Source organism: Anaerotruncus sp. 1XD42-93 (assembly GCF_009917605.1).
Classification (GTDB): domain Bacteria; phylum Bacillota; class Clostridia; order Oscillospirales; family Ruminococcaceae; genus Anaerotruncus.
Genome location: NZ_QZEG01000028.1, coordinates 1 through 13445 on the forward strand (window position 1 = coordinate 1; position 13445 = coordinate 13445).

At 56.6% G+C, this 13445-nt stretch carries 11 protein-coding genes and 1 pseudogene; 9 read left to right on the forward strand and 3 right to left on the reverse strand.

Annotation, left to right across the window (positions count from 1 at the left end; all coding sequences use genetic code 11):
- Positions 1 to 85: 85 nt before the first annotated feature.
- Positions 86 to 712: pseudogene (gene gctB, locus D5269_RS10795) on the reverse strand (glutaconate CoA-transferase subunit B); the annotation flags it as partial.
- A gap of 3 nt (positions 713 to 715) precedes the next feature.
- Positions 716 to 1684, reverse strand: a complete 969-nt coding sequence (gene gctA, locus D5269_RS10800) for a glutaconate CoA-transferase subunit A (RefSeq protein ID WP_016315276.1) — start codon at positions 1682 to 1684, stop codon at positions 716 to 718.
- A 379-nt stretch (positions 1685 to 2063) separates the two neighbouring features.
- Here gctA and D5269_RS10805 point away from each other — a divergent pair, with 379 nt between their 5' ends.
- Positions 2064 to 2885: an AraC family transcriptional regulator gene (locus tag D5269_RS10805; RefSeq protein ID WP_081644903.1), complete on the forward strand. Its 822-nt coding sequence runs from the start codon at positions 2064 to 2066 to the stop codon at positions 2883 to 2885.
- A 59-nt stretch (positions 2886 to 2944) separates the two neighbouring features.
- Here D5269_RS10805 and D5269_RS10810 read toward each other — a convergent pair whose 3' ends face one another.
- The gene (locus tag D5269_RS10810; protein WP_016315278.1) at positions 2945 to 3808 is read right to left on the reverse strand and encodes a MurR/RpiR family transcriptional regulator; all 864 of its coding nucleotides are present in this window, start codon (positions 3806 to 3808) and stop codon (positions 2945 to 2947) included.
- A 260-nt stretch (positions 3809 to 4068) separates the two neighbouring features.
- On the opposite strand from D5269_RS10810, the gene D5269_RS10815 reads away from it, so the two are divergent.
- The 8 genes from D5269_RS10815 (at position 4069) to D5269_RS10850 (ending at position 13430) form a co-directional block, all read left to right on the forward strand.
- Positions 4069 to 5775, forward strand: coding sequence for an ABC transporter substrate-binding protein (locus D5269_RS10815; protein WP_016315279.1), 1707 nt, complete (start codon positions 4069 to 4071; stop codon positions 5773 to 5775).
- Between the two features lie 144 nt (positions 5776 to 5919).
- Positions 5920 to 6888 carry an ABC transporter permease gene (locus tag D5269_RS10820; RefSeq protein ID WP_016315280.1) on the forward strand — a complete coding sequence of 323 codons (969 nt, stop codon included), beginning with the start codon at positions 5920 to 5922 and terminating at the stop codon, positions 6886 to 6888.
- 13 nt (positions 6889 to 6901) lie between these two features.
- Positions 6902 to 7834, forward strand: coding sequence for an ABC transporter permease (locus tag D5269_RS10825; protein WP_016315281.1), 933 nt, complete (start codon positions 6902 to 6904; stop codon positions 7832 to 7834).
- A 12-nt stretch (positions 7835 to 7846) separates the two neighbouring features.
- On the forward strand, positions 7847 to 8878 hold the full coding sequence (locus tag D5269_RS10830) for an ABC transporter ATP-binding protein (protein ID WP_016315282.1): 1032 nt from the start codon (positions 7847 to 7849) through the stop codon (positions 8876 to 8878).
- 10 nt (positions 8879 to 8888) lie between these two features.
- Positions 8889 to 9920: an ABC transporter ATP-binding protein gene (locus D5269_RS10835; RefSeq protein WP_016315283.1), complete on the forward strand. Its 1032-nt coding sequence runs from the start codon at positions 8889 to 8891 to the stop codon at positions 9918 to 9920.
- Complete coding sequence (locus D5269_RS10840; protein WP_199735688.1) at positions 9917 to 11554, forward strand: FAD-binding protein; 1638 nt, start codon at positions 9917 to 9919, stop codon at positions 11552 to 11554. The genes D5269_RS10835 and D5269_RS10840 overlap by 4 nt, the downstream gene beginning before the upstream one ends.
- The gene (locus D5269_RS10845; protein ID WP_243150779.1) at positions 11542 to 12519 is read left to right on the forward strand and encodes an alpha/beta fold hydrolase; all 978 of its coding nucleotides are present in this window, start codon (positions 11542 to 11544) and stop codon (positions 12517 to 12519) included. Before D5269_RS10840 ends, D5269_RS10845 begins: the two co-directional genes overlap by 13 nt.
- Positions 12516 to 13430 carry an acetylxylan esterase gene (locus D5269_RS10850; RefSeq protein ID WP_120483755.1) on the forward strand — a complete coding sequence of 305 codons (915 nt, stop codon included), beginning with the start codon at positions 12516 to 12518 and terminating at the stop codon, positions 13428 to 13430. The genes D5269_RS10845 and D5269_RS10850 overlap by 4 nt, the downstream gene beginning before the upstream one ends.
- Positions 13431 to 13445 lie beyond the last annotated feature (15 nt).

A 13445-nucleotide genomic window follows, 5' to 3' on the forward strand; every position in this document is an offset into this window, starting at 1 on the left:
TGCCGCTTCTTTCGCTGCTGCTGTCCAAATACGTTGTATTGCTATTTGGCTCCTTCTTTATTGACGACACCGTCTAGTAGCCGTACAGATACATACGTTTGGTCTGCTCGTCGAACTTCATAATGCCGCGATCGGTAACAACCATCTGCGGGCCGCGGTTTGCAGGCAGGCCGACCTTTGCACGCCCATCCGGACCGTCGATCCAGCCAGCGCTGGTGACATAGTCGATCTTATCCATGAAGCGGCGCTTCTCATGCTGCATCATGATGATCGTGTTGACGAAGGTGGCGATGCCGTTCGCGCCGCCCGAACCGGTGAACCGGGTGACCGGGTTGTGATAGTCGCCGATGCAGGTCGAGTTGACGTTGCCGTAAGCGTCGATCTGTGCGCCGCCGATGAACGCGACCATACGGGAGGTGTCATGCAGCCACTCGTTGGCCTGGAAGCCGACGTACCGGACATTCGGCCACTGCACCGCACAGTGCGCCATCAGGCGGATGTCGCCGACACTGCGGGGAACCTCGATCGGAGCGCAGTCCATAAGGCCGCTCTCGACGATCAGGGTGCAGTTGGGGGCGTAGATGCGTTTTGCCAGCGCAGCGCCGATCAGCGGCAGGCCGGTTCCGACGATCGCGATCTGTCCATCGCTGATCGATTTGGCGATCGAAATCGCCTGCATTTCTCTATTGGTATAGTTGGTGTAGTCAGCCATTGATTAACCCTCCTGTGCCATCTTGGTCATATCGGTGTGATATCCGAATCCGGGAACCGCCTTCAGATCCGCCAGACGCGCCCCGCCAACCTTGTTAAGATAACCATTATGATCCTTGACATCATAGACCCAGTCTTTCAGGAACTGGTCGAAATCTTCCTGTGTTTTGCTCGCCTTGTCATACATGACATAGAACGGGTTATCATAGTCATAGCAGCCATAGCACTGGGACGGATGTGCGCCATGCGGGAGGTGGACAACCGCGTCAACACAGAAGCCGGGGATCGTGTTGAGGGAAGGCTCGCGGCGGATATACTCGTCGGTGACCAGCTCTTCGCAGGTGACGATGCAATGCTTGGAAGCGATTGCGAGGTCAACGTCGTGGAACTCGTCGCCATCAATGCGGCAGGTGCCGTCGAACGAAGCCATCTGGACATGGAGGATCGCGACGTCGATCTTCGGGACCGGCAGCAGGACAATCTGGTTACCGGGATTGAACGGATCGTCCTGGATCAGGAATTTGTCGTTGGGCAGTTTGTCAATCTTCTGGCGCTCCTCTTTGCTGATGCCCCAGTGATCGACCAGGCCGGTGCCGAGCATCATGCGGATCGGGACGTACGGCAGGCCGAGCGCTGCACCGTGGAACATCAGAACCGCAGCGTCCTGCGAGTAGTCCTCAAACAGGATCTCGCCCTTTTCGATCGCGTGGCGGAACCGGCGGGAAACGTTGGTAACACCCGAGTTGGCGGTGTAGCAGTTGATGTAGGCTTTTACGCGGCCGGCGCCGATGAGCATATCAGCATCGCTTCCGGTCGGGCCGGAATCGAGAATAAAGTCCTTCTGACCCTGACGGATGATCTCCGAGACAGCGGCAATCGGCTTTCTGTTGGTGGTGAAGCCGCCGAATGCGATGTAGTCGCCGTCGTGGACGAACTTGGAAATCGCATCAGACAATTGATACACTTTTTTCACGATAAAACCTCCAAAAATATGTATTTTGCAGGGCGGACACCGCCCGGATGCGCCGGAGCGCAAAAGGATCAGGATATTTAGGAAAGTGTTCCTCTGTATTTCCAGTATAACACATTCTGAGCAGGATTACTTATAAAGATTTGTTAAAAAACTTGCATATGTTGTGTTAGATTTAAGAATCCGGAAAGAGAGAGGCAAAAGTTCTGTCTTTTTCGACTAAAAAATATTCACAGGCAATCCACAAAGCGACAGGTTTGCACAGTGTTTTTTGAAATTTGACTGTTTTTGCGGATAGTTTGCATATCTTGCTGTCTTATGCTATACTGTTTTTGCAGGGTGAAGCCTGCCGATTTTCAGCTACAGGCTTTGCAAAGGGGGAATGGCGTTGATACAGGCGAAATACCAGCTCCGGCTCAGCCGGGACGATAAATGGCACATGGACCGTCCACATTTCCACGAGGACGTGGAAATCCTGCTTTCGCTTTCGGATGGAGGGGACTTTTTCATTGAAAACGAGCTCTACCCGCTGCACTGCGGCACCCTGCTGCTGGTGGGAGAAGCGACGCTTCACAAGAGCATCGCAAACGATGCTTACAAGCGGTACGTGATGCATCTGCCGCCTTCGGCATTGCAGTCTTTTTCCACGTCGCAGACCGATTTCCTCGCAAGCATCCGTCAGGCGGGCCACTGCACCCGTCTTGATCAGGAGCAGACCCAGGAACTGGTGGAGCTTTTTGAACAGCTTGCCGCGCCCGAAAACAGCCGGTTTGGCAGCGATATTGAACGGGTGATCCTGCTGATGCGGTTTCTGCTTCAGGTGTTCACCTCATTCGAAACGATCGGGCGGGAAGAAGGGATGTTCAGCCCTGAATTTGCGCGGGTCGCCCCGATCCTCGAGTACATACAGCAGCACATCACCGAGCCGCTCACCCTGGACATGATCTCCTCGCGGTTTTTTATCAATAAATACCATCTTTGCCACATCTTCAAGTCCGCCACTGGGTTCAGCGTGATCGAATATATCATCCAGTGCCGGGTGCTCAAGGCACGTGAGCTGCTTCGTCAGGGAATGCGGGTGCAGGAGGTGGGCGAGGCGGTCGGATTTCGGAACAACGAACATTTTATCCGTACCTTTGGCACCCTGACGGGGACTTCCCCAAAACGGTACGCCAAGGAATATCTGGCGGGAGACAGGTGTTGACCGCTGTTTGATGCATACAGAGCGAAGAAGGGCAGGCGGTAGTCTGTCCTTCTTCATTTTTATAGCAGCTTGGAACGCAAAGAATTGCTTGTTTTAGCACGATTTTCGATCGTCCGCTCGAGATCGCGGCTGCAATATTCGTTAAACAGCACGTCGATTAGATAGAGCTGGGCAATCTTGGCGGAAAGAGAACCCTGTTGCAAGGGGCCTTCGTTCGCCCCGCAGATCAGGATCGGGCTGGCATAGGAGGCGCCTGGAGAATTGGGAAACCGGGTAATGAGGATCATGCGCGCGCCGTTCTGGCGCAGCAGCTCTCCAATCTCGGAAAGCTCACGGGTTGCCCCTGAAAACGAAAAATAGAGGACTGCGTCCTGCGGGCCAAGCAGGGAAGCGGTATAAGCCTGCATGTGCACATCGGAAATCCAATGGAATTTGTGGGTGACCGATGAGAACCGGCCCCACGCCTCCATCGCAGTAATAGAGGAGTTGCCCTGCCCGAAACAGTAGACGCACCTGGCCTGAAAGAGGCAGTCGACCGCTGCACGAATCTGCTCAGGCTCGATCAGGGTGCAGGTCTGCTGGAGTGCTTCGGTTCCGATATAGCAGAGTTTTCGGCATTTTTCCTCAATACTGTCCTCAGCGTGCACCTCCCCGCACATCCCGTACCGCTCAGACGCCGAACCCCCCTCCGGGGAAAGCACCGCAAGTGCGACCGCCATTTTAAAATCGTGGAATCCCTTGCAGCCAAGCGACCGGCAGAACCGGGTAACAGTCGCCTCGGCAACGCCACAATTGGCAGCCAGTTCGGAGATCGTCATACTCTGAATCTCCTGTTTGGCCTTGAGGATGTAATCAGCGACCTTGTTTTCCGATCGTGTAAAAAAATGATAGTTCTGGATGACTCTATCCAGGATGTTATCCATATCGTTTCCGCCTTTCGCAATGGTGCAAATTGTCACGATTACTTTTCAATTATATAGGCAAGGTGCAAAACTTACAAGATATTTTTATAAAAGTAAAAAAAATAAGCGAAATAGACAAACTTTGAATAGAATTTTCGTAGACAATTATAATTGAAAATGGTTTTCATCGGGTCTATAATGAGGTTAGTATTTTACCCAGTGCTTTATGTCAACGGCACATAAACCAGAAAGTTCCAAAAGAGGAAGGAGAACAACCCAATATGAAAAAGATGTGGAAACGCGCGCTCAGTACGCTGCTCGTTCTGGCAATGACGGGGATGACTGCCTGTGGGGGTTCGGGCAGCGCTCCGGCGGCAGACCCCGGAGCAGCATCGTCGGCGGCGCCCAGTGCGGCACAGCCTGCGGCTCCGGCTCCTTCGGCGGACGGCGCGAAGATCATCTATTCCAACGGCGGTCCGGAAGAGTTCTTTGAGACCCCGTGGCTCAACCCGGGTACTTATACCTATTCCAAAGCGCTTTATTCCCACCTGATCGTGGCGGATGAAAACCTCAGCCCGATCCCTGACCATCCCGACGCACTGGCAACCTATTCCTACAGTGACGACGGCAAGACCCTGACCTTCGAACTGCGCGATGACGCTTACTGGCACGACGGTGAGAAGATCACCCCGGAGGACATCAAATGGAGCATTGAGTACGTCTCGAAAACCGCAGTGGTCAACCCGGTGTTCCTCGCGACTTTCAAGGCGATTGCGGGAAGCACCGATGCGAATGGCGACATCAACGAGACGTTTGACGGTATTGTGATTGATGGGCAGAAGATCACGATTGCGTTTGACAGCATCGCGCCTGACGCTCTGCTGACCTTCACTCAGTTCGCTCCGGTTCCGAAGAAGTGTTTCGCGGATGTGGATCCGCTCCAGGTCCAGCAGGCTCCTTACTTCCAGAAACCGATCGGCTCCGGCCCGTTCATGGTAGAGGACGTGCAGATGAAGAACTATGCGATTCTGGCTCCGTTTGACAAGTACTACAACGGCGTTGCGGACTTCAAAATCCAGCTCCTGCCGAGCGCGGGCGACAGCGACCCGAACATCGTTACCCGCGCCAAATCCGGCCAGCTTGACTATGGCTACACCAAGATGATCTCGGACGTTCAGTCGCTGGAGGGCACTCCGGGCATCACCATCACTCCGGTTGACGTCCGGTATACCCGCCTGCTCTACCTCAACAAATTCTCCAAGACCGATGGTACTCCTTCGCCGCTGGCAGATGCGCGGGTACGTCAGGCGATCCGGTATGCGATCGACATGAAAACGATCTGTGAGACCCTGTTCCAGGGTTCGGCGGTTCCGGCAAACAGCCTGATCCCGGGCGAAGCGGACAAGGCATCCGGGCTGGAAAACTATGACTACAATCCGGAGAAAGCCAAGGAGCTGCTCGCCGAGGCAAACTGGGATCCGAATACCACCCTCAAAACAGTCTATTACTACACCGATCAGGCTACGGTCGATCTGATGACGGCAATCCAGGCGTTCCTGGGACAGGTCGGCATCAAGATGGAATTTGAGCTGGTACAGGGCGACCTTGCAACCCTGCTGTGGGCGGCTCCGGCGGACCAGGTCAACGGCCCGACAGCGGTCAACTGGGATATGTGCTATGCGGCAAACGCAGCGCTCTCCCTGCACGAGTATTATGACCGTTACCGCACCGGCTCCCCCACCAATTCCCATACCCCGGAGGACGCAAAGCTCAACGAGCTGATCGACGCGACCAACGCTTCCCCCAAGATGGAAGAGCAGATTGCGGCTTTCAAAGAGCTGTCTAAATATGAGAACGAGTCAATGTTCACAATGGCGCTTTATTATCAGCCGATCTTCCTGATCACCAGCGACCGGATCGGTGATATCAAGAAAGCGAATCCGCAGTTCAATTATGACTGGGATATCCAAAACTGGACTGTTGGATAATCTGGATCACGGCGCCTCAGCGACATAAACCCTGGTTCCGCTGCCCGTTGTGTGTTTCTCGGGCGCGAAACAGGCTTCGTTAGGAAGAGGCGGCGGATGCCGCCTCTTCCTTTTACCCTATTTTGATCCCAAGGAGGGTGGAAAATGCGAAATACGCTGCAATACGTCCTGAAAAAACTGTTGTTGATGATCCCGATGGTGCTCGTCATCACATTCCTGATCTACTGGGGGCTGGATCTTACGCCGGGCGACCCGATCTCGTATATGTTCTCGCCCGACCAGCTCGCAAACATCGACCCGCAGAAGCTTGCCGAGATGCGTGAGCTTTACGGGCTGAACGACCCGTTTTTCCTTCGTTATCTGAAGTGGCTCTGGCAGCTTTTGCAGGGCAATTTCGGATATTCGATCACCAACGGCGTAGCGATCAAAGACCTGCTTGCCCAGCTTTTCCCGGCAACGCTTGAACTTTCGCTCGCGGCGCTCTTCATCTCGACCATACTCGGAAGCGTTCTGGGCATCCTGAGCGCACTGAAAAAAGGCTCGCTCGGCGACAACCTGCTCACGGTTGCGGGTATGATCGGCGTTTCGATCCCGCAGTTCTTCTTTGGCATGGTCTGCATCGTGGTGTTTGCACTCAACCTCGGCTGGCTGCCGATCGGAGGACGCACCGCTCCCGGTATGACCGGGGCATTTGCCCATCTGAAATTCCTGATCCTGCCCGCGAGCGTGCTTGGTATCTCGCTGACAGCTGGCGTCATGCGTTATGCCCGTTCAAGTATGCTCGACACAATGAACAAGGACTACATCAAAACCGCCCGCGCCAAGGGGCTTCCCGAGTGGCGGGTCAATCTGGTGCATGGATTCCGTGTCTCGCTCACGCCAGTGGTGGTTCTGATCGGATTCCGTCTGCCGACGCTGATCGGCGGTTCGGTGGTTATCGAGACGATCTTCCAGTGGCCCGGCATCGGCAATGCGTTCAAAACGGCTGTTACCGGCCAGAACTATCCGTTGGTCATGATGATTGCGCTGTTCTCGGTGCTCGCGGTGCTGATGGCGAGTTTCCTGGTGGATATCCTGACGGCAATCCTCGACCCGCGTGTCAAATTGGAATAAGGAGGGCGCAAACATGACGGCTGAACTGACCAGGAAAAGAACCCGGCTCGACCGGAAGTTTGACAAACTGCGCGATGCGGAGGAAGCGGGCCTGCTCAAAAGAAGCAAAATGAACCGTTCGCTGCGCAAGATGCTCGGCAACCGGCTGGCGGTGATCGGCGTGGCGGTCTTTGCGATCATCTTCCTCGCCTGCCTGCTTGCGCCAGTCATCTCCTCCTACGATCCCCAGATGACCGACCTCACCCAGATGACGAAACCGCCCTCTATGCAGCATCTGTTCGGCACCGACAAGCTCGGACGGGATGTCTTTACCCGCACCCTTTACGGCGGGCGGCTCTCGATGTTGATCGGGCTTGGCTCGGCGATGGGCGCGGCGATTATCGGCGTGCTGCTCGGCTGTTATGCCGGCTACAAGGGTGGCCTGCTTGACCAGGTGATCCTGCGGCTTTCCGAGGTGTTTATGTCCTTCCCGCAGCTGATCCTCGTAATTATGCTCGGCTCGATCTTCGGGCGCGGGCTTTGGAACCTCGTGATTATCTTCATCATCACTGGCTGGGGCGCTGTCTACCGGCAGGCTCGCGCCAAGATGCTCTCGCTGCGTGAAGAGGAGTATGTACAGTCGATGAAGGCGTTTGGCTTGAACGATTTTGTCATCGCCTACAAGCATATGCTCCCGAATGCGATCGGACCGGTCGTGGTCAACCTGACCCTTTCGACCGCAATGTTTATCCTCGATGAGGCTGCGATGAGCTTCCTCGGTCTGGGCGTCCCGCCCGAGGTCGCGACATGGGGCAACATCCTGAACGCGGCGCAGGACCTTTATGTCATGCAGAATTACTGGTGGATGTGGTTGCCGGTTGGTATCGTGGTATCCCTGTTCGTCATCTCGATCAACTGTATCGGCGATGGCCTGCGCGATTCCACCGACCCGACCCAGCAGGGCTAAGGAGGCGACACGATGCAACAACAGGCGATTATTACGGTCAAGGATCTTAGAACCTATTTTTATTCGGATAAACGCTGCAACAAGGTGCTCAACGGGATTTCGTTTGAGCTTTATAAAGGACGCACCCTCTGTGTGGTCGGGGAATCCGGCTGCGGCAAGAGTGTAACCGCTTCCTCGATCATGCAGCTTCTGCCCAAGCTCTCGCGGATTGAGAGCGGCAGCATCACCTACCATGCCCCCGATGGGGATATCCGCATCGACCTGCTCGAGCGCAACGGCAAGGAGATGCGCTCCCTGCGCGGCGCGGACATCGCGATGATCTTCCAGGACCCGATGACTGCGCTCAACCCGGTCTATACGATCGGCTACCAGATCGGGGAGAATCTTAAATACCACACCACGCTCGATAAGGAAGCCCGGCGCGCCCGCACCCTTGAGCTGCTGACCCAGATGGGCATTTCCACTCCGGAAAAGCGGATCGACCAGTATCCGCACGAGTTTTCGGGCGGTATGCGTCAGCGTGCGATGATCGCGATGGCGATGAGCTGCAACCCGAAGGTGCTGATCGCCGACGAGCCGACCACTGCGCTCGATGTGACGATCCAGGCGCAGATTTTCGAGCTGATGGAAAAGCTCAAGACCGAGCATGACACCGCAGTCATGCTGATTACCCACGACATGGGCGTGGTGAGCGAGCTTGCAGATGATGTGGCGGTCATGTACATGGGCAATATCGTCGAGCGGGGATCGGTCAAAGAAGTGCTCAAGCATCCGGCACACCCGTACACCTCGGCGCTGCTGCGGTCGATCCCGGTGCTCCATAAGGGCAAAAACCAGAACCTCCAGCCGATCCGCGGCTCCACACCGGACCCGTACGACCGTCCGAAGGGGTGCCAGTTTGGCCCGCGGTGCGATTTCTTCTGTGAGAAGTGCAACGAGATGCCGCCCGAGTCGCCCGTCTGCGCGGGACATTCGGTCCGTTGCTGGAATGCCGATCAGGTCTATGGCAGCGTGGCGAAAGCCGGGTCCGAATCAGAAAGGTGAGGTGAAGAGGATGAGTGTAGCGAACAAGGAAATCCTGCTTGAACTGAGGGGCGTAAAAACCTTCTTCCCAATCCGCAGCGGTTTTTTCAACAAGATAACAGACCATGTTAAGGCGGTCAACGACATCGACCTCGACATCTACCGGGGAGAAACGCTCGGGCTGGTAGGGGAGTCGGGCTGCGGAAAAACCACCCTCGGAAAATCGATCATCCAGCTGGTCCACGCCACTGACGGCACCATGATGTATGATTTCGGTGAATCGGGCGGCGGCAAAAAAGACCTGCGCAAGCTTTCCAAAGAGGACGAGCAGATGCTTCATAAACGCGCGCAGATCGTCTTTCAGGACCCGTACTCCTCGCTAAACCCGTCGTTCACCATCTTCCAGTCGCTCGCGGACCCGCTCCGGCACTTCGGCGTCAAGGACAAGGAGGAGCAGCGGAAGATCATCGGTGATATCCTTGAGGCGGTCAACATGCGCCGCGAGTATATGGACCGCTATCCGCATGAGTTTTCGGGCGGCCAGCGGCAGCGCATCGGCATTGCGCGGGCGCTCTGCGTCAACCCGGAGATGGTCGTCTGCGACGAGGCGGTTTCAGCGCTCGACGTTTCGATCCAGGCGCAGGTGCTCAACCTGCTGATGAAGCTCAAAGAGGAACGCAACCTGACTTATATTTTTATCACCCACAACCTGAGCGTGGTCGAGTATATCAGCGACCGGATCGCGGTCATGTACCTTGGGAAGATTGTCGAGCTGGCGGATACCGAGCAAATCTTTGACAATACGATGCATCCCTATACCGAGGCGCTGCTTTCGGCAATCCCGATTGTTGACCCGGACCATAAGCACAGCCGGATCGTTCTCGAAGGCGACGTGCCCAACCCGGTGCGCCCGCCGGACGGATGCCTGTTCCATCCACGCTGCAAAAAGTGCATGGAAATCTGTAAGAAAGAGCGGCCGAAGCTGATTAAGCACACGGTCGAGGGCAAAGACCACTTCTGCGCCTGCCATCTGTATGACAATGGCGTGGCGCAAAAAGGGTGAGCTGCGCAGCAGAGAGGGAGACTGTGCGGATTTCGGTGGATCACGTCTGTGATGTGCTGGTTGCGGGCGCCGGGATCGCCGGAATTATGGCCGCGATCGAGGCGGCAGAGGCCGGTTGTTCGGTGGTCCTGATGAGCAAGGGGGAGACCTTTTCCGGTTCGAGCTTTTATCCTGGGACGTGGGGGCTTGGGCTGATCGGCCCGGCAGACCCATCCGACCGGAAGGATCTCGCAGCCACCATCCGTGAGGTCGGATGCGGCATGGCGGACCCCGCAATGGTGGAGACGTTCGTGGACGGTATTTCCCCGGCAATCGAACGGGTCCGCGTGATGGGGGTCAGGCTTCGCCGCGCGCAGAGCAGCGAAAAGGAGTTTATCCCCTGCTTTGACCATAAGCATCGGGACTGGAACGGCATCGAGTTTGCGAGCGCGCGGGAGGTATTCTCCCAGCGGATGGATGCGCTGGGGATTACCCGGCTGCCCCATTGTGAGCTGCTCGAGTTGGTTGTTCAGGACGGGTGCGTCTGCGGTGCAATCGCAGCGGAGGGGGATTCCCTCCGCTGCTTTGGCTGCAAGGCGTTTGTGCTGGCGACCGGTGGGTACGGTTCCCTGTTTGAGGAACGGCTTTGCACCGATGATGTCGAAGGGATTGGGCAGGCGCTTGCGCTCCATGCAGGATGCACGCTCATCAACCTTGAATTTATGCAGATGATGCCGGGTTACCTCTCCCCGGCGTACAAAACCATCTTTAATGAAAAGACCTTCCGGTTCACCCAGCTTTCGCATCCAGACGGCAGCCCGCTGCTTGATGCGGAAACCGAGAAACTGCTTGTCCAGCGCTCGACCCACGGGCCGTTTACCGCGCGCTTGGGCTCCAAACTGGTTGACCTCGCAATCTTCCGCGCCTGCCTTGCGGATAAATCGGGCGTGACAGTACGGTATCAGGAGACGCTTCGTCAGAATCCGCCTGAGTTTGTCAAAACCTACTTCGACTGGCTTGCAGAAACGAAGCATCTTACAATGGATGACCCAATTCAGATCGGGATTTTTGCGCACGCGGCGAATGGCGGGGTTCGGATTGCGCCGGATGGTTCTACCGGCGTCCCAGGGCTGTTCGCCTGCGGGGAAGCTACTGGTGGGATGCATGGAGCGGACCGGATTGGTGGGCTTTCGACCGCGAATGGACTGGTATTTGGCGGCAAGGCCGGGCGTGCGGCAGCGGTATTTTGCCGGCAGGCGGAGTGCCCTCCTGTAGATGTTCTGTTTGACCTGTGGCATACACCGGCCCCTGGACAACCGCTCGAATGCCTGCGGGCGGCGATGACCCGGGCGGCGATGATCGAACGGGAGGAAGCCGGCCTTGCGGCCGCGGAACAGGAGGTCACCGAGATGCAGAAAGGGCTGGCCAAAACGCCGGGCGGTGCGGTGCGGCAGGTTGCAGAGTCGCGCAGGCTGGCGCTGCGGTTCGAGACTGCGCTTGCGATTCTCAAAGCCGCGCGGCTGCGGCGGGAGAGCCGAGGCTCCCACTATCGAAGCGACTTCCCGCAGCAGGATCCGGAACAGGCATACCCAATCCTAGTCAAGAAAACAGACAGCGGAACCACCGCCCAATTTCAGGAGGGATGGCAGGGATGATTACCCCGCAGGAATTAGAACAGTTAAAAACCTATCAAGGTACAAACCCCATGCCGGAAGACTTTGATGCCTTCTGGGCAGCGCGCATGGAAGAGGCGGAGTCGGTCCCGCTCGACTGGGAACTAAACCCGGCGGCGGTCCCGTCCTACCCGACCTGCGATTTCCTGGACCTCTGGTTTACCGGAATGGGCGGCGCGCGCCTTTATGCAAAATATCTCAAGCCCCATTCGGAACAGCCGGTTCCGCTGGTGCTCCAGTTTCATGGGTACCCGGGGGCGGGCAGAAGCTGGCTCGAGCAGGCGTCGTTCGCGGGGATGGGCTGCGCCCTGATCGCGCTCGACTGCCCGGGCCAGGGCGGACTGGGGCAGGACATCGGCGGCTACACCGGCACGACGGTCACGGGGCATATTGTGGCGGGCCTGGATGGCGATCCCAAAGAGATGTACTATGTCCGCCTGCACCAGAATATCCGTATTCTGGCGCGGATCGTCCGGAAGCTGGAAGGGATTGATCTGACGCGGGTTTATGTCAACGGAGCGTCGCAGGGCGGCGGCATCGGGATTGCATGTGCCGCGCTCAATCCCGACCTGATCCGCAAAGCAGCGATTCTTTACCCGTTCCTGAGCGACTATCAGAAGGTCTGGGAGCTTGGAGCGGATCAGATCGCCTACGAAGGCATCCGCTATTATTTCCGCTGGTTTGACCCCACAGGCGAGCGGAAAACCGAAACTTTTACCAAGCTGGGATATATTGATTCCCATAATTTTGCACATCTGGTGCGATGCGAGGTTTTGTTTGGGACCGGACTTTCGGATACGATCTGCCCGCCTGCGACCCAATTTGCGGTTTACAACAACCTTACCTGCAAAAAGCAGCATCATTTTTATCCCGAGTTTGAGCATGAGGAGATTCAGGCATTCGATGATCTGATTCTCGATTTCTTCGGAGAGGGGGAGACGGTGTGAGCATTCCCGAGACAGTCAAGACACTCGAAAGCTACTCCGGAAGCTCGTTCTGCCCGGAGGATTTCACCGCGTTCTGGAAGGAGCAGAACCAGAATGCGGCCCAGCCCCGTCCAGTGGTTTGGAACCGGGTTCCCTTCCACAATCCGATGGCTGACTATTGGGAGCTGACCTTCCCTGCAACCGATGGGAAACTGTTGACCGCGCGTTTTCTGCGGCCGAAACAGGGGACGCCGGCACCGGTTGTACTGATGTTTCATGATAATGCACGCAGAACGCGCGGCTGGCACCATATGACCCGGTTTATCGCGCTGGGTTGTGCGGTGCTGGCGCTGGAAAACAGGGAAGGCTGCTACAGTCTGACCAAAGGATGGGAGGATGGGCCTGCCGGGCTGTCACTCACGCAGCTTTATACCGACGCACTCACTGCCGCCCATCTCGCGGGGACACTCCCGGGGGTAGACAGCACGCGGATGCTGGCATGGGGCGAAGGGCTTGGCGGCGGGCTGGCAATCGTGACCGCCGCAATGCTCCCGGATCGGGTCGTAAAGTGTGCCGCTCTGCATCCAATGCCCGCAGATTTTTATAAGGTGTGGGAATCCGGTGTGCGCGAGGGGCTTTGCGCCGGACTGCGGGAGCAGTTCCGCAATGACGATCCGGCCCACGACAAGGAGGAGGCGTTGTTCCGGGCGCTCGGCTACGTGGATCTTTGCGGTTTTGCCCCGCTTTTGCGTGGGGAATTGCTGCTCGGTACAGGGCTGATGGATACTGTTGCGCTGCCTGCGGCACAGTATGCGGTCTACAATCGGGCAGGCTGTCCAAAGCGGCATCTGGTTTATCCGAACTATCTGCACGAACGGATCAACTTTTTTGAAAATGAACTGGTTGGGTTCTTCCGTCTTGCGTTTGATTAAAAAGGTGTAGAGAGG